At 36.1% G+C, this 21,439-nt stretch carries 23 protein-coding genes and 2 other annotated features; of the genes, 20 read left to right on the forward strand and 3 right to left on the reverse strand.

All coding sequences use genetic code 11. From position 1 onward, the window contains the following. Window positions 1-74 precede the first annotated feature (74 nt). The 13 genes from ACH0B5_RS03130 to ACH0B5_RS03190 all read left to right on the forward strand — a co-directional run bounded on the left by ACH0B5_RS03130 (window position 75) and on the right by ACH0B5_RS03190 (window position 13,098). Window positions 75-383 carry a hypothetical protein gene (locus tag ACH0B5_RS03130; RefSeq protein WP_406927373.1) on the forward strand — a complete coding sequence of 103 codons (309 nt, stop codon included), beginning with the start codon at window positions 75-77 and terminating at the stop codon, window positions 381-383. A 144-nt stretch (window positions 384-527) separates the two neighbouring features. Further along, a complete protein-coding gene (polA, locus tag ACH0B5_RS03135; RefSeq protein ID WP_406927374.1) occupies window positions 528-3,155 on the forward strand; it encodes a DNA polymerase I in 2,628 nt (875 codons plus the stop codon). Between the two features lie 12 nt (window positions 3,156-3,167). Continuing rightward, on the forward strand, window positions 3,168-4,040 hold the full coding sequence (gene mutM / locus ACH0B5_RS03140) for a bifunctional DNA-formamidopyrimidine glycosylase/DNA-(apurinic or apyrimidinic site) lyase (RefSeq protein ID WP_122971127.1): 873 nt from the start codon (window positions 3,168-3,170) through the stop codon (window positions 4,038-4,040). A gap of 15 nt (window positions 4,041-4,055) precedes the next feature. Beyond that, complete coding sequence (coaE, locus tag ACH0B5_RS03145) at window positions 4,056-4,652, forward strand: dephospho-CoA kinase (RefSeq protein WP_122971128.1); 597 nt, start codon at window positions 4,056-4,058, stop codon at window positions 4,650-4,652. Window positions 4,653-4,826: 174 nt separating this feature from the next. Next, window positions 4,827-5,846 carry a glyceraldehyde-3-phosphate dehydrogenase gene (locus tag ACH0B5_RS03150; RefSeq protein ID WP_122971129.1) on the forward strand — a complete coding sequence of 340 codons (1,020 nt, stop codon included), beginning with the start codon at window positions 4,827-4,829 and terminating at the stop codon, window positions 5,844-5,846. Between the two features lie 172 nt (window positions 5,847-6,018). Beyond that, a complete protein-coding gene (gene nrdR / locus ACH0B5_RS03155) occupies window positions 6,019-6,489 on the forward strand; it encodes a transcriptional regulator NrdR (protein ID WP_122971130.1) in 471 nt (156 codons plus the stop codon). A gap of 18 nt (window positions 6,490-6,507) precedes the next feature. Further along, window positions 6,508-7,881: a replication initiation and membrane attachment family protein gene (locus ACH0B5_RS03160; RefSeq protein ID WP_122971131.1), complete on the forward strand. Its 1,374-nt coding sequence runs from the start codon at window positions 6,508-6,510 to the stop codon at window positions 7,879-7,881. A gap of 1 nt (window position 7,882) precedes the next feature. Further along, window positions 7,883-8,827: a primosomal protein DnaI gene (dnaI, locus tag ACH0B5_RS03165; protein WP_122971132.1), complete on the forward strand. Its 945-nt coding sequence runs from the start codon at window positions 7,883-7,885 to the stop codon at window positions 8,825-8,827. A gap of 394 nt (window positions 8,828-9,221) precedes the next feature. Then, the gene (thrS, locus tag ACH0B5_RS03170) at window positions 9,222-11,153 is read left to right on the forward strand and encodes a threonine--tRNA ligase (RefSeq protein WP_406927375.1); all 1,932 of its coding nucleotides are present in this window, start codon (window positions 9,222-9,224) and stop codon (window positions 11,151-11,153) included. A gap of 193 nt (window positions 11,154-11,346) precedes the next feature. Beyond that, window positions 11,347-11,494: a sequence feature (ribosomal protein L20 leader region), on the forward strand. Window positions 11,495-11,590: 96 nt separating this feature from the next. After that, entirely contained in the window at window positions 11,591-12,097 is a 507-nt protein-coding gene (gene infC, locus ACH0B5_RS03175; protein ID WP_122971134.1) for a translation initiation factor IF-3, read from the forward strand. A 31-nt stretch (window positions 12,098-12,128) separates the two neighbouring features. Beyond that, window positions 12,129-12,329 carry a 50S ribosomal protein L35 gene (gene rpmI / locus ACH0B5_RS03180; RefSeq protein ID WP_122971135.1) on the forward strand — a complete coding sequence of 67 codons (201 nt, stop codon included), beginning with the start codon at window positions 12,129-12,131 and terminating at the stop codon, window positions 12,327-12,329. Between the two features lie 67 nt (window positions 12,330-12,396). After that, window positions 12,397-12,756 carry a 50S ribosomal protein L20 gene (gene rplT, locus ACH0B5_RS03185; protein WP_122971136.1) on the forward strand — a complete coding sequence of 120 codons (360 nt, stop codon included), beginning with the start codon at window positions 12,397-12,399 and terminating at the stop codon, window positions 12,754-12,756. Window positions 12,757-12,828: 72 nt separating this feature from the next. After that, the gene (locus ACH0B5_RS03190) at window positions 12,829-13,098 is read left to right on the forward strand and encodes a DUF1294 domain-containing protein (protein WP_122971137.1); all 270 of its coding nucleotides are present in this window, start codon (window positions 12,829-12,831) and stop codon (window positions 13,096-13,098) included. 273 nt (window positions 13,099-13,371) lie between these two features. On the opposite strand, the gene ACH0B5_RS03195 is transcribed toward ACH0B5_RS03190, so the two are convergent. Continuing rightward, a complete protein-coding gene (locus ACH0B5_RS03195; protein WP_406927376.1) occupies window positions 13,372-13,764 on the reverse strand; it encodes a sigma-w pathway protein ysdB in 393 nt (130 codons plus the stop codon). 92 nt (window positions 13,765-13,856) lie between these two features. Here ACH0B5_RS03195 and ACH0B5_RS03200 point away from each other — a divergent pair, with 92 nt between their 5' ends. From ACH0B5_RS03200 to argF, 3 genes are all read left to right on the forward strand, one after another. Next, window positions 13,857-14,339 (forward strand): dUTP diphosphatase, encoded by a 483-nt coding sequence (locus ACH0B5_RS03200; protein ID WP_122971140.1) that lies wholly within the window; start codon window positions 13,857-13,859, stop codon window positions 14,337-14,339. Window positions 14,340-14,444: 105 nt separating this feature from the next. Next, the gene (locus ACH0B5_RS03205) at window positions 14,445-15,533 is read left to right on the forward strand and encodes a M42 family metallopeptidase (protein WP_122971141.1); all 1,089 of its coding nucleotides are present in this window, start codon (window positions 14,445-14,447) and stop codon (window positions 15,531-15,533) included. Window positions 15,534-15,828: 295 nt separating this feature from the next. Then, window positions 15,829-16,794: an ornithine carbamoyltransferase gene (gene argF / locus ACH0B5_RS03210; RefSeq protein ID WP_406927377.1), complete on the forward strand. Its 966-nt coding sequence runs from the start codon at window positions 15,829-15,831 to the stop codon at window positions 16,792-16,794. Between the two features lie 231 nt (window positions 16,795-17,025). On the opposite strand, the gene ACH0B5_RS03215 is transcribed toward argF, so the two are convergent. Further along, window positions 17,026-17,553, reverse strand: a complete 528-nt coding sequence (locus ACH0B5_RS03215) for a CarD family transcriptional regulator (protein WP_122971143.1) — start codon at window positions 17,551-17,553, stop codon at window positions 17,026-17,028. Window positions 17,554-17,690: 137 nt separating this feature from the next. On the opposite strand from ACH0B5_RS03215, the gene ACH0B5_RS03220 reads away from it, so the two are divergent. Next, window positions 17,691-18,110 carry a MarR family winged helix-turn-helix transcriptional regulator gene (locus ACH0B5_RS03220; RefSeq protein WP_406927378.1) on the forward strand — a complete coding sequence of 140 codons (420 nt, stop codon included), beginning with the start codon at window positions 17,691-17,693 and terminating at the stop codon, window positions 18,108-18,110. Between the two features lie 48 nt (window positions 18,111-18,158). Here the strand turns inward: ACH0B5_RS03220 and sspI are convergent, their stop codons facing one another. Further along, the gene (gene sspI / locus ACH0B5_RS03225; protein ID WP_122971145.1) at window positions 18,159-18,368 is read right to left on the reverse strand and encodes a small acid-soluble spore protein SspI; all 210 of its coding nucleotides are present in this window, start codon (window positions 18,366-18,368) and stop codon (window positions 18,159-18,161) included. Window positions 18,369-18,478: 110 nt separating this feature from the next. Here sspI and ACH0B5_RS03230 point away from each other — a divergent pair, with 110 nt between their 5' ends. The 3 genes from ACH0B5_RS03230 to pheS all read left to right on the forward strand — a co-directional run bounded on the left by ACH0B5_RS03230 (window position 18,479) and on the right by pheS (window position 21,435). Continuing rightward, window positions 18,479-18,961, forward strand: a complete 483-nt coding sequence (locus ACH0B5_RS03230) for a GNAT family N-acetyltransferase (protein WP_341362451.1) — start codon at window positions 18,479-18,481, stop codon at window positions 18,959-18,961. Window positions 18,962-19,068: 107 nt separating this feature from the next. After that, entirely contained in the window at window positions 19,069-19,830 is a 762-nt protein-coding gene (locus ACH0B5_RS03235) for a TrmH family RNA methyltransferase (protein WP_122971147.1), read from the forward strand. 225 nt (window positions 19,831-20,055) lie between these two features. Then, window positions 20,056-20,287, forward strand: a binding site (T-box leader). Window positions 20,288-20,397: 110 nt separating this feature from the next. Further along, window positions 20,398-21,435, forward strand: coding sequence for a phenylalanine--tRNA ligase subunit alpha (gene pheS / locus ACH0B5_RS03240; protein ID WP_122971148.1), 1,038 nt, complete (start codon window positions 20,398-20,400; stop codon window positions 21,433-21,435). The last annotated feature ends 4 nt before the right edge of the window (window positions 21,436-21,439 follow it).

The following is a 21,439-nucleotide window of genomic DNA, read 5'->3' on the forward strand; positions in this document are numbered from 1 at the left end:
CAAGTGTCTTTGTTTTTCTTCTAAAACGAAAAAGGTAGAAGACTGAAAATTCAGTTAAAATTTATGCGACATTAGTGATACCGATTGTATTTATCGTGGTTTTTTGTTTAACGATTGGAATTGCGGAGGATGTTCGAAACAGCTTTAAAAAAGTGTTTAAATTTGAAAAGAGGAAAGATAAACGTCCGATATGGGAAGTAGGGGTAGGGATGATCTTTTTCTTTTCCCAAGTTGGATTTGTTGAAGTGTTTGGACGCCATTTAATGGGGTATGAATTAGGTGGAATGCCGCTTTACTTCGTTTTTGCCTTCATGAATGCCTTTTTACTAACGGTTATTTACGAAGAACTCTTTTATCCAAAACAATCGAAAATACAAGGTTAATATTTTTCATAAATAACACGTATTGATCGTCATCGTATCAATACGTGTTTTATAATGGAAAAAAGGCTCTATTAAGGATAAAGTAAAATAGAGAAGTTATGAATATAAAGAGAATCTTGAGATAAGTGTGAAGGAGACCCATACATGACAAAAGAAAAGTTATTATTATTAGATGGAAATAGTTTGGCCTATCGAGCATTTTTCGCCTTGCCGTTATTAACGAATGATAGCGGGGTTCATACGAATGCTGTTTATGGTTTTACAACGATGCTTCAAAAAATTTTGGAAGAAGAAAAACCGACGAAAATGCTCGTTGCCTTTGATGCTGGGAAAACGACTTTCCGTCACGAATCGTACGGAGAATACAAAGGTGGACGTCAAAAAACGCCACCAGAACTTTCTGAGCAATTCCCGTATTTACGAAAATTAATCGATGCGTATCAAATTAAACGATACGAAAAGGAACTTTATGAGGCAGACGATATTATCGGCACCCTTGCGAAACAAGCAGAATCTGAAAATATGGACGTAATAATCGTCTCCGGAGATAAAGACTTAACTCAATTAGCTACAGATAAAGTAACTGTCTACATTACCCGTAAAGGGATGACAGATATCGAAAAATATACGCCAAGCCATATTGAAGAAAAATATGGACTTTCTCCCCTTCAAATTATCGATATGAAAGGGTTAATGGGGGATACATCAGATAATATTCCAGGTGTTCCCGGTGTCGGCGAAAAGACAGCCATAAAATTATTAAAGGAATATGGCTCAGTAGAAGCGCTATATGAACAAATTGATGACATGAAAAAATCGAAAATGAAAGAAAAGCTTGTGGAAAACGAAGAACAAGCGAAAATGTCAAAGAAACTGGCGACTATTTTTACTGAGGCACCGATCGATATTTCATTGGAAGATTTAAATTATCCGGGACCAAATGAAGAAGAAGTTTTAAATGTTTGGCAAGAACTATCCTTTAAATCGTTAATTGAGAAAAGTGATTTCCAAATGGAAGAAAAGGAAACGGCTGAATTAGTCTTTGACATCGTAACAGACGTGACACCAGACATGTTAAAGGATGTTATGGCTGTTCATGTTGAGTTGGAAAATGAACATTATCATACATGCCGTATTTTAGGATTAGGTTTCACTGATGGAACGAAAAACTTTTATATCTCCTTTGAAGATATGAAAAATAATGAAACGATTAAAAATTGGCTCGAAGATGAATCAAAGATTAAATATATGTCTGATAGTAAAGCGGCCCAAGCGATTTTAAACCGTATTAATATTGAATTGCGCGGTGTCGACTTCGATTTAGTTTTAGCGACATACATTGTAAATCCAGCAGTATCGGGCGATGATCTTGCTACATTAGCAAAAGAATATGGCTATTCGGATGTACAAGCGAATGAAACGATTTATGGGAAAGGAGCAAAATGGACTGTACCAGCAATGGAAGTGTTGGCGGAACATGTTTGTCGTAAAGCCTTTGCCATTTGGTCATTACAACCGGTCGTAGAAGAAAAGCTAAAAGAAAATGAACAGTTTGACTTATATCATAATTTAGAGCTTCCTTTAGCTTCCATCCTTGGAATTATGGAAAGCGAAGGGGTTAAAGTGAATATTTCTACATTGGAAAAAATGGGCGGAGAATTAGAACAAAAAATTTCTGCTTTAGAGAAGGAAATATATGAACTTGCAGGAGAGAAGTTTAACATTAATTCACCGAAGCAATTAGGCGTTATTTTATTTGAAAAATTAGGCCTTCCTGTTGTGAAGAAAACAAAAACAGGCTATTCCACTGCTGCCGATGTATTAGAAAAGCTCCAATCGGAACACAAAATCGTTAAATATATATTAGATTATCGTCAATTAGCTAAATTACAATCCACTTATATTGAAGGGTTAATAAAAGAAGTACACAGCGATGATAGTAAAGTTCATACAAGATTCCAACAAGCCCTAACAGCTACTGGAAGGCTAAGTTCAACGGATCCAAACCTTCAAAATATCCCGATTCGTTTAGAAGAAGGGAGAAAAATTAGACAAGCCTTTGTGCCATCAAAGGAAGGCTGGGTTTTATTTGCAGCCGACTATTCTCAAATCGAATTGCGTGTGTTAGCCCATATGTCAAAGGATGAAAATTTAGTAGATGCCTTTATTCAAGGTATGGATATCCATACGCGTACAGCGATGGATGTATTCCATGTGTCAGAGGAAGATGTAACAGCTAATATGCGTCGTGCAGCTAAAGCGGTTAACTTCGGTATTGTGTACGGAATTAGTGATTACGGTTTATCTCAAAACCTTGATATAACACGAAAAGAAGCTGGCGAATTTATAGATAAATATTTGCAAAGTTTCCCTGGTGTAAAAGAATATATGGACAGAATTGTGCAAGAAGCGAAATTAAATGGCTTTGTTACAACGATTTTAAATCGTCGCCGATATTTACCAGATATAACATCTAGAAACTTTAACTTGCGCAGTTTTGCTGAACGAACAGCTATGAATACACCGATCCAAGGTAGTGCAGCTGATATTATTAAAAAAGCAATGATTGATATGGATGCCCGTTTAAAACAAGAAGGTTTACAAACAAAAATGTTATTACAAGTGCACGATGAATTAATTTTTGAAGCACCGAAAGAGGAAATTGAAATTTTAGAGCGAATTGTACCAGAAGTAATGGAACATGCCATCGAGCTAGCTGTCCCATTAAAAATTGATTTCTCATACGGGCATACATGGTACGACGCGAAATAAGGAAGTGGGATTATGCCTGAATTACCAGAGGTAGAAGGTGTTGTTCGAGAACTAGTGCCTACAGTAGAAGGAAAAACAATCGAACGCGTCAAACTATCCGATACGATCTTCACTTCTTGGGGAGCAGGGAAGCAATGTATTGTTAAAAACATGGATCCCCATCTATTTGAAGAAGTAATGCAAGGAATGAAAATTAATACAATTACTAGAAGATCGAAATATATTTATTTTCATATTGAAAAAGGGGAAGAACGATATCTTTTCGTCAATCATCTAGGAATGACGGGTGCTTGGTTTGTAGTCAAATCGTTGGCCGAAATTGGGGAGGAAAAATTTCGTAAACATGTGCATGCCATTTTTTATTTGACGACAGGAGAACTTCTTGTCTATTCAGATATACGCCGATTTGGTGAAATGCGATTTATGACAAAAATTGAGGAGCATCCCCCCCTTCTTCAAATGGCACCGGAACCATTTGAAGATGATGCTTGTGATTACTTTCTAAATAAATGTGAGCTTCCAAAGTATCAAAATAAGCCGATCAAAGAAGTAATCATGGATGGCCAAGTGATTTCAGGGTGTGGCAATATTTATGCAACGGAATCATTATTTAAAATGGGGATCCATCCGGCTAGGAAGACGAATCGCATTAGTAGAAAAAGAAAAATAGAATTATTTGAAGTGATCCGCGCCATTTTACTAGAAAGTATCGAAAGGGGCGGTTCAACGATTTCAGATTATCGTAATATAAATGGGGAAGCAGGTAGTATGCAACATCGCTTAAAAATGTATGGGAAGAAAAATTGTCCTACCTGTGGCACGTTAACAAAATCGTTGGTCATTGGGGGTCGTACTTCGGTCTTTTGTCCAAAATGCCAACATTAAAAGGTGTGTTGAGAAATGATTATTGGATTAACTGGAAGTATTGCTAGTGGAAAAAGTACGGTTGCAAAGATGTTGAAAGATTATGGTCTTCCAATTGTCGATGCCGATTTAGTAGCAAGAGTAGTTGTTGAACCGGGAACACCGACATTACAAAAAATAGTGGAAGCCTTTGGTGAGGTCGCGTTAACGGAAGATGGGGCGATGAATCGTCAAAAAATCGGAGAAATGATTTTCAATGATGAAGAACAACGTAAACGATTGAATCGTATAATTCATCCTGCAATACGTCAAGAAATGTTGCGTCAGAGAGATGAACATATCGCAAAGGGTGCCCAAACGGTTATTATGGATATTCCATTGTTATTCGAAAGTAAACTTCAACATTTTGTAGATAAAATTTTAGTTGTCTCAGTTACGGAAGACACACAGCTAAAACGATTAATGGAGCGAAATCAGTTAAGTGAACAGGAAGCAACCGCACGCATTTCGAGCCAATTACCTTTATCGGTAAAAGAACAAGGTGCTGATGCGGTGATTAATAATAATGGCACAATCGAAGAAACGGCGGAACAATTACAACGTATTTTACGCAATTGGGAAGTCATTGAATAAAAGAACTTTAAAAGACTTGGTTTTATACCCAAGTCTTTTTTATTTATTATTTTCAGAAAATAGAAATTTTTTAAATCTACAAGAAATATGTTCACCTTTTTATTAAATGTGCTATACTAATTATGAGAAAAAGATAACCTTATTAAAACGTAAATACAGGGGGATATATATATAATGACAGTTTCTATTGCTATTAATGGCTTTGGCCGTATTGGACGCATGGTTTTCCGCCAAGCAATTGTACAAGATGAATTTAATGTTGTAGCGATCAATGCGAGCTACCCATCTGAAACGTTAGCACATTTAATTAAGTATGACACAAATCATGGCAAATTTGAAGGTACTGTTGAAACTGAAGAAAACGCTTTAATTGTTAATGGCAAACGAGTTCAACTTATTAGTGAGCGCGATCCTATTAAATTACCTTGGAAACAACTCGGTGTTGATATCGTTATTGAAGCGACAGGGAAGTTTAACGACCGTGATAAAGCTGCGATGCATTTAGAAGCAGGTGCAAAAAAAGTCATTTTAACTGCTCCAGGTAAAAATGAAGATATTACAGTTGTAATGGGTGTAAATGATGACTTGTTAGATATGGATCAACATGATGTTATTTCTAACGCATCTTGTACAACAAACTGTTTAGCTCCTGTAGCGAAAGTGTTAAACGATACATTTGGTATTGAAAGCGGGTTAATGACGACTGTTCACGCTTATACAAATGATCAAAAAAATATCGACAATCCACATAAAGATTTACGCCGTGCCCGCGCATGTGCTGAATCGATCATTCCAACTTCAACAGGTGCTGCAAAAGCTCTATCTTTAGTGTTACCAGAGTTAAAAGGGAAATTACATGGTATGGCGTTACGTGTACCGACATCAAACGTTTCTCTTGTAGACCTTGTTGTTGATTTGAAAAAGGATGTCACAATTGAAGATGTAAACAACGCATTCAAAGCTGCAGCTGAAGGCCCATTAAAAGGAATTTTAAATTTCACGATGGAACCTTTAGTTTCAACTGATTATAATACAACGACTTATTCTTCAACAGTTGATGGTCCATTAACAATGGTAATGGGTAGTCGCAAAGTGAAAGTACTTGCTTGGTACGATAATGAGTGGGGTTACTCAGCACGTGTTGTTGATTTAACAAAGAAAATTGCAAAAGCTTTAGAAGTAGTAGTAGCTTAATTAAACCAATTAGTTGAGATAGGATAGGAGTCAATGCTCCTATCCCTTTTTTTATTTGTCAAAATATATTAAAATGTAGTTTTGCATACACAAAGAAGAGCTATTTTTCTAGAACAACTAGATTTGTTATAATAAGATTACTAATTAAAAGTGAGACGGGAGAAAAATTTTTATGAGATGTCCAGATTGTCAATATAATGGAACAAGGGTAGTGGATTCAAGGCCAGTAGATGACAATAAAGAAATTCGCCGAAGACGTGAGTGTGAGTCTTGTGGCTTTCGTTTTACAACCTTTGAAAAAATCGAGGAAACACCTTTAATTGTCGTTAAAAAGGATGGTTCCAGGGAAGAATTTAGTCGGGAAAAAGTATTGCGTGGTTTAATTCGAGCATGTGAAAAACGGCCGGTCGCTTTAGAAACGTTAGAGGGGATTGTCCTAACTATTGAAAAGGATTTAAGAAGAATAGGCAATTCGGAAGTCCGTTCGGAAGATGTAGGAGAAAAGGTCATGGATTTATTGGCACATGAGGATGAAGTCGCTTATGTTCGATTTGCCTCTGTTTATCGTCAATTTAAAGATATCAACGTCTTTATTTCTGAGTTGAAAGAATTGCTACATCGCCAAACGGATATAAAAAAATGAATGTGTGGAGGGAATTAAATGGTTCATTTGTATAAAGAAGTGCAGCCTACAGATCATTTTGAAATTAGTCTCCCTCAATTTCTTTCAACAAATGAACGCCAACTGTTAACATTATTTTATCAACCGTTGACAGGTCCTGAACCAATTAGTCTCTATTTAACTTTATGGGCAGAAGGGGAAGATTTACATACTACGCCTATGACCCATTATTATTTAATGAACGTTTTAAATATGTCTATTGGAAAAGTGTTTGAAGCACGTATTGCTTTAGAGGCGATCGGATTACTTCGTACATGGCGAAAGGATGAGGAAGATAGTCGCCATTTTATATACGAATTAATCCGACCCCTTGATGCCCATTCCTTTTTCCAAGACCCATTGTTATCGATGTTTTTATTTTCAAAAATTGGGGAACAGGCATATCGGAAATTGCGAAGACGTTTTATTAAACCGATGAATAAACAATCCTTTAAGGAAGTATCCCGTTCGTTTATGGATGTGTACAAGCCTGTCCATACGAATATACCAAAGGATGTAATAGAGGCAAATAGTAATAATCCAAATCAAAATTATCCTTTTTACTATGAGCAATTTGATTTTAATTTGTTAATGTCTGGTCTTTCAGAAAATCTGATTCCTTCCAGTAGTATTACTACGGATGTGAAGGAAGTGATAGCAAAACTGGCATTTTTATATCATTTATCCCCGTTGGATATGCAAAAGGTTGTGATTTTAGCATTGGATGATAATATGCAAGTTTCTCATGACCGATTAAAAAAGGCGGCAGCAGATTATTATAAATTAACTTTATCGAAGGAAGCGCCAAAGCTAGAGAAAACCTTTGTTCAAAGGGAACATCCAATGCCCGAAAAAATATCAAAGGAACAAGAGTTACAATTGTATTTGGAAACGACTCCACCCCTTCAAGTGTTAAAGGATATTAATAATGGGAAGGAACCTTTACCATCTTCGGTTCAATTGGCGGAAGATTTAATTGTGAAACATGGGATGCCCGTTGGTGTAGTCAATGTATTGTTGGAGTATGTTATGCTAACAACGGATATGAAGCTTCCTCGAAAATATGTTGAAAGAATTGCAGATCATTGGATGAGGAAAAATTTAAAGACTGCAAAAGAAGCGATGGAATTAGCTCGTACGGAACGGGATAAATATACGAAGTGGAAAAATGAAAACGACAATAAAACTCAAGTGGCTACTTCCGGCTATAAAAAGCAAGCGAGGGCAAGTAAAGAAATCATTCCGGAATGGTTTTACAAAAGGAATGAAGAAAATAGTGAAAACGAGCAACAAGAACAGAAAGCTATTGATTTTGAGCAAGAGCGTTTGAAAATATTAAAAAAACTTGGTGTACAAGATGGGCAGGTGAACTAACATCGAACCGATTAATCAATCATTAAAAAGAACAATTAAAGTACCGTCCTTTGAAGAACGATACAACCAAATTCGTCGTGAAATATTGGAAAACCGTGAGATTCAACAATTTCTAGCAGAAAATGATCAAATCGTAACGACAGATATGGTCGATAGAAGTTTACCTAAATTACAGGAATATATTAGTCAATCTATTGATTGTTGTCATTGTGGCAATACGGAAAATTGTACAAACTATTTAAAAGGCTTTGTACCAAAATTATATATTTCGCAAAATACGATAGATGTTCGTTATGAAAGATGTCAGCAAAAAATACTTGAAGATGAACGCCGGGAAGTTGAACAGATGATTTCTAGTATGCATATGCCAAAGGATGTATTAAGTGCAACATTGAAAGATTTACAAATTGATCATACGTCCCGTGTCAATATTGCCAATAAAGCGGCAGATTTTATTGCTCAATATAAAAGCACGAATGAACTGCCTACAAAAGGTTTTTACTTATATGGTCAGTTTGGTGTTGGAAAATCCTTTGTACTAGGTGCGATTGCTAACGAATTAGCAACATTAAAAATTCAATCCGTCGTCGTTTTCGTTCCTGAATTTTTACGGGAAATGAAAAATTCCATTCATGATCAATCGTTAAATGAAAAAGTGGATTATGTGAAACGGGCCCAAGTGCTCATGCTGGATGATATAGGTGCAGAAACATTATCCAGTTGGGCTAGAGATGAAATACTCGGTACCATTTTACATTATCGTATGAGTGAACAGCTCCCAACTTTCATTACTTCTAACTTTGACTATAAAGGCTTAGAACACCATTTAGCACAAAATTCCCGTGGTGACGTTGAAGTGATTAAAGCTGCCCGCATAATGGAACGTATTCGTGCTATTACAGTACCTATTGAAATGGGCGGAAAAAATCGTCGCCACGAAAATTAAAATATTCATCTTTCGTAGTTGCATTTTTGCGACTTCGGGCGTATACTTTCTTAATAATTAATCTAAATATGCAAGCTTTGAAAAGGACAACAAGTTTGTGAGACGACTTTTAGAGAGGGAAGCCTTGGCTGGGAGCTTCCTAGTACGACACATTCTTTACTACCTTGGAGCTTTAGCAGGGATAATCTGCTAACGTCAATCGGTACGTTAACCGACCTAGAGCTTCGTCTGAAACGTTTGTTTCGGAAGGAAGAAGGGTGGAACCACGAGCATACGCGTCGTCCCTTTACGAGGGATGGCGCTTTTTTTATTGAAAAAGGCTTTGTAAGTTCTAATTGTTTCCCTTTCAAAAAGCTGCAAATTTACCATATAAATCTTAAAGGAGAGAAACAACATGTCAGAAGTAATTCAATTAACTTTCCCTGATGGCGCCGTAAAGGAATTTTCGCGCGGTACTTCGACAGCGGATGTAGCTGGTTCGATTAGTCCAGGACTTAAAAAACAAGCTTTAGCTGGTAAATTAAACGGCACACTGATTGATTTAAAAACACCAATTGAAGAAGATGGTGCAATTGAAATTATTACACCAAAATCCGAGGAAGCATTGGAAATTTTGCGTCACTCCACTGCTCACTTAACAGCACAAGCATTGAAACGTTTATATCCTGGTATTAAATTAGGAATTGGTCCAGTCATTGAAGGTGGTTTTTACTATGATGTAGATTCGCCAGAGCCAATTTCTACAGAGGATTTCCCTAAAATTGAAAAGGAAATGAAAAAAATCATTTCTGAAAACATCGAAATTGAACGAAAAAATGTTTCTCGTGATGAAGCGCAAAAAATTTATGAAGAAGTTGGCGACGAATATAAATTAGAATTGTTAGAAGCTATTCCAGCGGATGAACAAGTGTCTATTTACTACCAAGGTGACTTTTTTGACCTTTGCCGAGGAATTCATGTACCGTCTACAGGAAAACTAAAAGAATTCAAATTATTATCGATAGCAGGTGCTTATTGGAGAGGAAACTCTGATAACAAAATGCTTCAACGAATTTACGGTACTGCTTTCTTCAACAAAGAAGATTTAAAACAACATCTTCAAATGTTAGAAGAAGCGAAAGAGCGTGATCACCGTAAAATTGGGAAAGAATTAGAATTATTTACACTATCTCAAACAGTAGGTCAAGGTTTACCTTTATGGTTACCAAATGGGGCAACGATTCGTCGAATTGTGGAACGCTATATTGTTGATAAAGAAGTAAGACTTGGTTACAAACATGTTTATACACCAGTATTAGGGTCTAAAAAACTATATGAAACTTCTGGCCACTGGGGTCATTATCAAGAAGATATGTTCCCACCGATGGAAATGGATAACGAAACATTAGTTTTACGTCCAATGAACTGTCCGCATCATATGATGGTATACAAATCTTCTATGCATTCATACCGTGAGTTGCCAATCCGTATTGCGGAGCTTGGTACAATGCATCGTTATGAATCATCAGGTGGATTATCTGGGCTGCAACGTGTGCGAGGAATGACTTTAAACGATTCTCATATTTTCGTTCGTCCAGACCAAATTAAAGAAGAGTTTAAAAAAGTTGTGGAATTAATTTTAGATGTCTATAAAGATTTCAATTTAACAAATTATAAATTCCGTTTATCCTACCGTGATCCTGCTGATACTGAAAAGTATTACGATGACGATGAGATGTGGGAAAAAGCGCAAAGTATGTTAAAAGAAGCGATGGATGATATGGGGCTAGAATATTATGAAGCGGAAGGCGAAGCGGCTTTCTATGGTCCTAAATTAGACGTTCAAGTGAAAACAGCAATCGGTAAAGATGAAACATTATCAACTGTTCAACTTGATTTCTTACAGCCAGAACGTTTCGACTTAACTTATGTTGGGGAAGATGGAAAACAACATCGTCCAGTTGTGATTCACCGTGGTGTTGTGTCAACAATGGAACGTTTCGTTGCCTTCTTAATCGAAGAATATAAAGGAGCATTCCCAACTTGGTTAGCACCAGTCCAAGTGGAAATTATTCCTGTATCCAATGAAGTTCACTTCGACTATGCAAAACAAATCGAAGAAAAACTGATGCAAGCCGGAATTCGAGTAGAAATGGATTACCGCGAAGAAAAACTTGGATATAAAATCCGTGAAGCTCAAATGAAGAAAATTCCTTACATGCTTGTATTAGGGGACAAAGAAATGGAAGCAGGAGACGTTAACATTCGTCGTTACGGCTCAAAAGATTCGGAAACTGTTTCCTTCGAAAGTTTCTTAGAAAGCATTAAAGCAGAAGCAGTAAAATAAATATATTGAAAGAGAATGGTTCAACTTTTTGGACCATTCTTTTTTATTATCTTTCAATCGGGAAATGTAAAAAGGTTATCGACAAAAAGTTCATCGTGTTGTAAAATCATAAAGGCAAATAAATCATGGATGAAATTTTGTTGACATCGTAAATCAACAATGATATGATTATTTAGGTTATGAATACAGTTTGTGGTTGAAGTAGAGGCTGCCCGCTTCTCACCTGAATGACGCAATTGCAGTTAACAGGTATTAACACGTTGAATTAATTACGCTGTCTTAGAGCGTATGTATATATAGCGGGCGGACATCTTCTGAAATGTCCGTCCTTTTTTTATGGACATACTTAGGAAGTGTACCGTTCAACCGGGCGTTTTTGCTCTTAATCTCATGTATTCGCGACACAACCTTGGAGGTGGATTCGTATTAGCAAAGACATGTATGTAAACGAAGGCATTCGCTCACGTGAACTTCGTGTAATCGACCATAATGGTGATCAGCTTGGAGTTAAAACTCGTAATGAAGCGTTAGAAATTGCCGCTCGTGCAAACTTGGATCTTGTCCTTGTGGCCCCTCAAGCTAAGCCACCAGTCGCACGTATCATGGACTATGGTAAGTTTAAGTTTGAACAGCAAAAGAAAGATCGTGAAATTCGTAAAAATCAAAAAGTCATCAATATGAAGGAAGTTCGTTTAAGTCCAACAATTGATGAGCATGATTTCCAAACGAAATTACGTAATGCAATTAAATTCCTAGAAAAGGGCGACAAAGTAAAATGTTCTTTACGTTTTAAAGGTCGTGCTATTACTCATAAGGAAATTGGGCAACGTGTTTTAGATCGTTTTGCTGAAGCTTGTGCCGAAGTATCGACGGTTGAACAAAAACCGAAGATGGAAGGCCGAAGCATGTTCTTAGTTCTTCAACCAAAGAACGAGAAAAAGTAATATTGACGAATAGTTTAGGAGGAAATTCGAAATGCCAAAAATGAAAACTCACCGTGGCGCTGCGAAGCGTTTCAAAAAAACGGGCAAAGGAAAATTAAAATTTGACCGTGCTTATGGTAGCCACTTATTCGCTAACAAATCTACAAAACAAAAACGTCACCTGCGTAAAGCAAAAGTTGCGTCATCTGGTGATTTCAAACGTATTAAATCTTTATTAACTTACATGAAATAATTTCGTTTATGTAATAAATGTACGTATTAAATTAAACATTCGGAAGAATTAGCAGGAGGTAATTAGTATGCCACGCGTAAAAGGCGGAACAGTAACGCGCAAGCGTCGTAAAAAAGTTTTAAAATTAGCCAAAGGTTATTTTGGTTCAAAACATACATTATATAAAGTAGCTAACCAAGCAGTAATGAAATCAGGTCAATATGCATATCGTGACCGTCGTCAAAAGAAACGTGATTTCCGTAAATTATGGATCACTCGTATTAACGCTGCTGCTCGTTTAAACGGTCTTTCTTACAGCCGTTTAATGCACGGTTTAAAAGTAGCTGGTATCGAAGTTAACCGTAAAATGTTAGCTGACTTAGCAGTAACTGACGCTCAAGCATTCGCTCAATTAGCAGAAGAAGCTAAAAAAGCAGTTGCGAAATAATTTTCCAATAAATGGCTGGTAGGACATCCTATCAGCCTTTTTATATATGTAAAAGGAAGGTGAGATGATCCGATGGAATTAGCATTAATATCATATATTGCCGTAATGTCAATCATCCTATGTATTTTCATGTATGTCGATAAGTCCAAGGCAAAAAAACATGAATGGCGCATTTCTGAAAAATCATTATTTACGTTAGCTATTCTAGGGGGAGCGTGTGGGGGCGTATTAGGAATGTATTTATTCCGCCATAAAACAAAACATAATTCCTTTGCCTTTGGATTTCCGTTAATAGCAGCTATACATATTTATATTGTTGTAAGGATTTTTACGATTTATTAATCAGTAGATATAGGTATGATGGGGTTATTTAATCACATTATAGAATGAGCAGGTGGAAAACAAATTTTGTTTAACTCTACCTGTTTTTATTTTATAAGAAGTTATCAATAAAAATAACGGATGTGCAACCTCTTTTTGAACGAATCGATAAAAAACGAATTGATGAGGAATTAGAAAAACTATATGCTCGTTCCAAACACTTTTAACAGAAAATATAGGATTGCCTTTCATGCATAGTTCATGTCATGTTAGACAATCCTTATTTTACTGTTGTTAAACATTTTGATCTTTCATTAACTGTTCAATAGGATTTTTCCAGTTTATTTTGGCTTTCGGGTAGCTCATTAAAATTTCTTTTTCTAAAAAGTAAAAGTCGTCCTTAGTTAAACCTTGAAGCTTCGTTACATCATGTACCCAAACAAATATGGACACAACCTCAAAGGCATCTTCAGTCGTTCCTAAATATTTCTCTCCCTCAAAAAGGGCACCTTTATAGGAAATGAAAAAGTTTTTTCGGACATTTTTAACATCATCATAGAAGTAATATTGCCCTTTTTCATAGGCTTCATCTAATTTACGTTTTGGATCGGTTAAGAAACGTACGCCTTTATAAAATATGTAAATGATTAGAATGATAATGAGCAGACGGAATAATAGAAGAGCCACGTAAAAGTCCCCCTTGTAAAGACATAGTTACTTCCTTTACGATTAAAGAGAACAATAAGTTTCATTTTTTAAAGAAAAAGAGGGATTTTTTTATGGAATTTAAAGAACTATTTGAAATGCAACGAGAGTTAGATGCATTCATCGAAAAAACGCAAAAGATTGATCGAGATGTTTTTAAGGAAAAAGGGCTCGCTTTAATGATTGAATTAGCGGAATTAGCGAATGAAACAAGATGTTTTAAATTTTGGAGTACAAAAGGTCCTTCTGAAAGAGATGTTATATTAGAGGAATTTGTCGATTCTATTCACTTTTTACTATCTTTAGGAATTGAAAAGGAATTATCATTAGATGCTTGGCCGGAAATTTCAATGAAACAAGATTTAACAGATTGGTTTTTACGCACACAAGATCAAATATTAACCTTTATTCACCAACCAAACATTGATCATTATCGAAGTGTATGGCAATGTTATGGTGTCTTAGCATATAATTTAGGTTTTACCCTTGATGATATTATTCAAGCCTATATAGCAAAAAACGAAAAAAATTATGAACGTCAGAAAAACGGGTATTAATGACCGTTATTTTTGAAAAACTTATAATTGTTTGGGAATTAATATTTCAACATTCGAAATATTAGAGGTATAATAAGGAAAAACACCTATTTAGGAGGCTGCAACATGTCCGAATTAGATCAAACATTAACTATGTTGAAAGAATTAACAGATGCAAATGGAATACCAGGGAATGAACGTGCCCCTCGCGAAGTAATGCGAAAATATATTGAACCATATGCAGATGAGATTGAAACAGACAATCTTGGAAGTTTAATTGCAAAAAAAGTTGGGGATGCCAATGGACCAAAAATTATGGTTGCCGGCCATTTAGATGAAATAGGTTTCATGGTTACTCAAATCGATGACAAGGGTTTTGTGAAATTTCAAACAGTTGGTGGCTGGTGGAGCCATGTGATGCTTTCTCAACGAGTAACAATTACAACTCGAAAAGGGGAAGAAATTATTGGGGTTATCGGTTCAAAGCCGCCTCATATTTTACCTGCTGACCAACGTAAAAAAGTAGTGGATATGAAAGAGTTATTTATCGATATCGGTGCAACTTCTAAGGAAGAGGCCCAAGGATGGGGAATTCGACCTGGCGATATGATTACGCCTTACTTTGAATTCAACGTAATGAAAAACGAAAAAATGTTATTGGCAAAAGCATGGGATAATCGTATCGGTTGTGCCATTGCCATCGATGTTTTAAAACAACTAAAAGATATTAAACATCCTAATGTTGTTTACGGTGTAGGAAATGTTCAAGAGGAAGTTGGGCTTCGCGGAGCAAAAACTTCTACCTTTAAAATTAAACCGGATATTGGGTTTGCTGTTGATGTCGGTGTAGCTGGAGATACGCCAGGTATTACACCGAAGGAATCTACATCGAAATTAGGTGATGGTCCTCAAATCATTATTTTCGATGCATCAATGGTAGGACATAAAGGACTTCGTGATTTTGTAGTTGATGTGGCAGAGGAAAACAACATTCCTTATCAATTTGATTCCACGCCAGGTGGTGGTACTGATGCTGGTTCCATCCATTTAACAGCAAATGGCGTTCCAGCTATGGCAATCGGAATAGCTTCTCGTTATATCCACTCCCATGCAGCGGTCATCCATCGTGATGATTATCACAATACAGTTAAATTACTTGTAGAAATCATTCGAAAATTAGATCGTGATACAGTTAATAAAATTATATTTGATTAATAAATAATGAAAGGGAAGGGCGAAAATGCTCTTCCTTTTTTCGTGTCTATAAATAAAAATCATGCATATATATGGTGGAGTATACTATTTTTTGATTCATCGTATAAATGAATATTTATAGAAAATATGGAGTGATAAATAAAAATTATTAACAATATATTATTTTTATACTATCAAAATGTATATTTATTATTGTTGGTATAGATGAAAATTATTATAAAAATACACTTGATTTAATAAATATGCATATGTATAATAAATTACATCATCCATTGTATAAGGGGCGGAGAAAACAATGAAATTATTAGAAGAGGTTCAATTGAAATTAGTTTCCAGTTTAAAAGGGAAAGATTTATTAACGTTGTTAGATTATACGAGCGAGGAAGTCCATGATCTAATTACATTAGCAAGCCAACTTAAAAAGATTACAAAGGCGGGCAAATGTCCAAAGTTATTAGAAGGTAAAACATTAGGCATGATCTTCGAGAAGCATTCCACGCGTACGCGTATTTCCTTTGAAGTCGGGATGAATCAACTTGGAGGAAAAGCAATGTTTATGCATTCCCGAGATTTACAAATCGGACGTGGGGAACCGATTTCTGATACAGGGTATGTATTATCCGGTTATCTTGATGGGGTGATGATTCGCGCGAATTCTCACGAAATGGTGAAGGAATTAGCAGACCATGCCTCTATTCCAATCATTAATGGTTTAACAGATTTATATCATCCTTGCCAAGCGTTAGCAGACTTAGAAACAATTATTGAGAATAAAGGTCATTTTAAAGGATTGAAAATTGCCTATGTAGGGGATGGTAATAACGTTGCCCATTCTTTAGTCGTTGCTGCAGCCCATGTTGGCATGGATATCGTTGTTGCAACTCCTGTCGGTTACGAACCTAATGAAGAAATTATCAAAAAGGCAAAACGCATTGCAAAAGAAAATGGCAGTCTTATTACCGTAACGAATGATCCAGTAGCAGCTGTAAAAAATGCTGATGTAGTTTATGCGGATGTGTGGACTAGTATGGGGCAAGAAGAGGAATCTGCTAAACGTTTAATAGATTTTAAAGGTTATCAAATTAACGACGAGTTAGTTGCCAATGCAAAACCAAATTATATGTTTTTACATTGTTTGCCAGCCCATCGTGACGAAGAAGTGACCGCATCCGTTATTGATGGTCCAAATTCTTATATTTATGAGCAAGCGGAAAATCGATTACATGCACAAAAAGCCGTATTAGCATCCATTTTAGCTTAAAAATGGGGAGCTTCCCCATTTTATGGACTTAAACGAGTAACATTTATTTTTTTACATTGTAGTAGGTGGGAATTGTCCCCACTTACTACAATTACGATGCTGATTTCAAGGTGGAAAAAAGTATCGCTACATAGGAATGGCAACTTGGGAGACGCTGAGTTGCCTTTATTTTTTTCCAAAAAAAACAGCGAAAAGAAAATTAGGCAATTTTCTTATCACTGGAATGCACAATTATTGATTGACAATCATTTCTAATTCATCAATCGGAATATTTAATATTTCTAGGATTTTTGTATGGATTTGTTCAATTGACATCTCTAAAGAGAGGGCCAATTCTGCAAATAAAATATTTTGAATAGACATTAATAGCTTTCGATCGTATTCAGGGAATTTCTTGTCGTTACATTCAAGTTCATATTTTTTTATCATTAAAGTTTTAATGATTTTTGCAATATCTTCACGATTCCCTTTTCTTGAAAGATTTGAATACGTTTGAGTACGATGGTTCGTTTTTTCAATCCATTCAATACCAGGTTGTGTAAATACATTTAAAATTGCATTTGCTTCTTCTTTATTCATAATTTCAAGCATGGAAATGGATTTATTATCTACGGGAGTGCAAATTTCTAACTTATTGTTATTGAGTGGATGTAGGACGTAGTAAGTTTTCGTAACACCGGAAAACGTTTTTTCACTGATGTCATCAATATGGCATAATCCGTGAGCAGAGTAGATGATGGTATCTCCAACCTTAAACATATGTTTTGCCCCCTTTTCATCGTCAACTTGGTTGACTAATTTTATTGTACGCTATTTCAAGAGAAATGTCAACTTAGTTGACAATTGAGTAGCCATTCAGTATATTTATTTTCGAATAGATGTACGGGGTGAGAATAGTGGATCATGAACAATTGGATTTATTGGAGTTAATTAGTGAATGTTATAATTCGATTCGAAAAAAAATAGAAGAAAGATGGAGTGAGATAAGCGATATTACCATTTCAAATTCTGAATGGTATATTATGATGAAAATATATAAAAAGCAGCCGACGATTTCTTCTGTTACAAAAAATGTTCGCATTTCGCGACAAGCAACCCATAAATTTATTAAAAAGCTAGAGTCAAAAGGGTTAGTTGAAACGCTGCCGGGAAATAATAATCGGGATAAATGTATTCAATTAACAAATATTGGGGAATTATGTGTAGAGAAATATATCGTATTAAAAAAAGAATTAGAAATGAACATTCGAGAAAAAATTGGTAATGAGAAATTTACGATTATAAAAGAAATTTTGCAAAGTGAGTGGGGAAATTAATAGAGGGCTGACAAAGTATCAAAGAAATGCTTTGTCAGCCTTATTGTTTTAATTCTGAAAAGCTTTTGAAAGTTTTTCTGTAAATGCTTCTTGCTCTGCTGCGCTAGATGATTTCCACCATTTTTCTAAAAATACACCAAGACCAGGTAATAAATGCTCATCACCACGTGAAATTGCATCTTCTACTGTATCACGGAATTCATTTGCACTATCACCTTTTACATTCGATGTAATGGCATCTCTAATTTGAAAATTCATTGCATTCGCCTCCTCAATGACTAGTCTGCTTCGTCTCGCTGAAACTATGCATAGTAAATTCATTTAGAATTGCTTAAATTAAACAAAAATAAATAAAAGGAGTAATTTTTATGGAAATTAAATTTTCAACAAATGTTCAAGAAATACGTGAAGTGATGCTCCAAGCCTTTGAGGAGTATCGTAATGACCCAGCACCTTCTAGTGCGTTAAAGGAAACGGAGCAATCTATTTCAGAAGAGTTGCAAAACGGCGCCTTTGCGTTAGTTGGATATGAAAACAATGTACCAGTTGCAGCCGTTCGCTTTCAATATGTAGAGGATCATGTTTATTTTTATCGTCTATCCGTAAGCCCTATGTGTCAAGGAAAGGGTTACGCAAAAAAATTGTTACATAAGATAGAAGAAATTACAGTTCAACATGGTTATAATAAAATTCAATGTAAAGTTCGGATGAGTGTACGAAGAAACATTCAACTTTATGAATCCATAGGGTATCAAATTTTAAATGAAGAGCTTATTACGAGACCAACAGGTGAACAATTTAAAATTGTAAATATGTTTAAAGAAGTTGCTTTAACCAAGTATCCTCTATAATAGATAGCAAGAACTTAATTCACGATGAAAACATTTTTTACACAGTCCTACTTTTCATGTAAAATTAGGCATTAGAAACAGAAGAAAAAGGCGGTAACTGTCAAATTATGAAACGTATTGAATCAACACAAAATGCCCTCGTAAAACATTGGAAAAAACTTGTCACGACCCGAAAAGAGCGAGAAAAAACAGGGGAGTTTATCGTAGAAGGTTTCCATCTAGTAGAGGAAGCGTTAAAAAATAAAGACCAAATTGTACAAATGATTGTCCGTGAAGGGGTAGACCTTCCTTTACTTTGGGAAACGGATAATGTCATGATCGTAGAAGTGACAGAAACTATTGCAAAAGAACTGGCTGAAACGGAAACTTCTCAAGGGGTATTTGCCCATTGTAAACAGCTAGAAGTCAAGTTAGAAGCAAAACAAAATTGGAGAAAAGTATTGCTCGTTGATGCGGTGCAAGATCCGGGGAATATCGGAACGATGATTCGTACAGCGGATGCTGCTGGCATCGATGGGGTCGTATTAGGAAAAGGGTGTGCGGATGCTTATAATCCAAAAACATTACGATCAGCCCAAGGTTCCCATTTTCATATTCCTGTCATTCGCGGCGAGCTAGCAGAATGGATTGAAGATTTACAAGATAGCGGTGTGAAAGTGTATGGAACAGCATTACAAGATGCTATTGAATATACAGAAGTAGAACATTCAGGAAGCTTTGCCCTTATCGTAGGGAATGAAGGAAGTGGCATACATCCGCAACTTTTAGATAAAACTGATCAAAATGTCATCATCCCGATTTTCGGACAAGCTGAATCATTAAATGTAGCAGTGGCTACAGGCATTTTATTGTATCAATTTGTAAAATAAATTGCTTCAAATGGAAAGACAAAGTCAGTTTAAAACTTTGTCTTTTTTGTTATTTAATAGGGGAGGAAGTATTTTATATAGAACTTGGTTAAATACAACAAGCGCTTGAAATGGACTTTAATACAATAGAAGAATAATTTAAATTGCAACATAGAGACAATACTTGAAACCTTTTCCGATTTAACGTAAAATAATTTAAGATTTAGAACATATATGAATAAAAGAAAATGCGCTTGGAGCGGGAAGAGTAAATATGGATAAGACATTTTAGGGAGCGTAAGCCGAAGACTGGAAGCTTATGTAATGTCATACATATTGAAGTTCACCCCGTAAGCAGCTTCCGGGATCATGTTAAATGAGAAAGGAAAGCCGGCCGATGAGTCGTTATGTCAATGAAGTGATTGCAATTTTTTGTAATAACTAGGGTGGTACCGCGAACTTAGTCCTCGTCCCTTTTTAGGGGCGGGGTTTTTTGTTTTTTCTTAACGAAGGAACGGATACAAAGGCGGATTTTCACTTACAGACGAAAAAACAAAAAATGAACTATTTATAAGGAGGTTTTTATACGTGGAACAACAGTTAAAGCAATTGGAACAAGAAGCATTAACGAAAATACAAGCTGCTGCCAATTTAAAAGAACTAAATGACGTTCGCGTGGCGTATTTAGGGAAAAAAGGTCCGATTACGGATCTATTAAAGGGAATGGGGAAATTATCTCCAGAAGAACGTCCGAAAATGGGGGCCCTTGTGAACGCGGTGCGTGAGAACGTTACAGCCCAACTAGAACAAAGGGCGACTGTGTTAGAGGAACAAGCGATTCAAGAACAACTAGAAAAAGAATCGATTGATGTTACGTTACCAGGACGTCAAGTACGATCAGGAAATCGCCATCCTTTAACTCGTGTTGTGGAAGAAATTGAAGATTTATTCGTTTCAATGGGATATACAATTGCAGAAGGAACGGAAGTAGAAAGAGACTACTACAATTTCGAAGCTTTAAACTTACCAAAAGGTCACCCGGCTCGTGATATGCAAGATACATTTTATATTACAGAGGAAACGCTATTACGTACCCATACGTCACCAGTGCAAGCGCGTACGATGGAAGCAAAAAAAGGGGAACCAATCCGAATTATCAGTCCGGGTAAAGTATTCCGCCGAGATAATGATGATGCGACACACTCCCACCAATTTATGCAAATTGAAGGGCTAGTCGTTGGCGAAAATATTCGAATGAGTGATTTAAAAGGAACGCTGGATAAATTAGCGAAAAAAATGTTCGGCGAAGATCGGGAAATTCGCTTACGTCCAAGCTTCTTCCCTTTTACAGAGCCTTCAGTAGAAATGGACATTTCTTGCTTTAAATGTGGTGGCTCAGGTTGTAATGTATGTAAACAAACAGGTTGGATTGAAATTTTAGGTGCTGGTATGGTACATCCAAATGTACTTGAAATGGCAGGCTATGATTCGAAAAAAGTTTCAGGTTTTGCTTTCGGTATCGGCGCGGAACGTATCGCAATGTTGAAATATGGAGTAGATGATATCCGTCATTTCTATACGAATGACAGTCGTTTCTTATCACAATTCCATCGAACAGAAGGGTAAGGGG

The organism is Ureibacillus sp. 179-F W5.1 NHS (assembly GCF_045369345.1).
GTDB lineage: Bacteria > Bacillota > Bacilli > Bacillales_A > Planococcaceae > Ureibacillus > Ureibacillus halotolerans.

Bases quoted from the DNA above. Each gene is read 5' to 3' on its own strand.
- ACH0B5_RS03160 (WP_122971131.1), top strand. From the start codon at position 6,508: ATGGTTCATTTGTATAAAGAAGTGCAGCCTACAGATCATTTTGAAATT.
- rpmI (WP_122971135.1), top strand. From the start codon at position 12,129: ATGCCAAAAATGAAAACTCACCGTGGCGCTGCGAAGCGTTTCAAAAAA.
- ACH0B5_RS03150 (WP_122971129.1), top strand. From the start codon at position 4,827: ATGACAGTTTCTATTGCTATTAATGGCTTTGGCCGTATTGGACGCATG.
- thrS (WP_406927375.1), top strand. From the start codon at position 9,222: ATGTCAGAAGTAATTCAATTAACTTTCCCTGATGGCGCCGTAAAGGAA.
- ACH0B5_RS03205 (WP_122971141.1), top strand. From the start codon at position 14,445: ATGTCCGAATTAGATCAAACATTAACTATGTTGAAAGAATTAACAGAT.
- argF (WP_406927377.1), top strand. From the start codon at position 15,829: ATGAAATTATTAGAAGAGGTTCAATTGAAATTAGTTTCCAGTTTAAAA.
- polA (WP_406927374.1), top strand. From the start codon at position 528: ATGACAAAAGAAAAGTTATTATTATTAGATGGAAATAGTTTGGCCTAT.
- ACH0B5_RS03215 (WP_122971143.1), bottom strand. From the start codon at position 17,553: ATGTTTAAGGTTGGAGATACCATCATCTACTCTGCTCACGGATTATGC.
- sspI (WP_122971145.1), bottom strand. From the start codon at position 18,368: ATGAATTTTCAAATTAGAGATGCCATTACATCGAATGTAAAAGGTGAT.
- ACH0B5_RS03200 (WP_122971140.1), top strand. From the start codon at position 13,857: ATGGAATTTAAAGAACTATTTGAAATGCAACGAGAGTTAGATGCATTC.
- mutM (WP_122971127.1), top strand. From the start codon at position 3,168: ATGCCTGAATTACCAGAGGTAGAAGGTGTTGTTCGAGAACTAGTGCCT.
- rplT (WP_122971136.1), top strand. From the start codon at position 12,397: ATGCCACGCGTAAAAGGCGGAACAGTAACGCGCAAGCGTCGTAAAAAA.
- ACH0B5_RS03230 (WP_341362451.1), top strand. From the start codon at position 18,479: ATGGAAATTAAATTTTCAACAAATGTTCAAGAAATACGTGAAGTGATG.
- ACH0B5_RS03190 (WP_122971137.1), top strand. From the start codon at position 12,829: ATGGAATTAGCATTAATATCATATATTGCCGTAATGTCAATCATCCTA.
- nrdR (WP_122971130.1), top strand. From the start codon at position 6,019: ATGAGATGTCCAGATTGTCAATATAATGGAACAAGGGTAGTGGATTCA.
- infC (WP_122971134.1), top strand. From the start codon at position 11,591: ATGTATGTAAACGAAGGCATTCGCTCACGTGAACTTCGTGTAATCGAC.
- ACH0B5_RS03235 (WP_122971147.1), top strand. From the start codon at position 19,069: ATGAAACGTATTGAATCAACACAAAATGCCCTCGTAAAACATTGGAAA.
- coaE (WP_122971128.1), top strand. From the start codon at position 4,056: ATGATTATTGGATTAACTGGAAGTATTGCTAGTGGAAAAAGTACGGTT.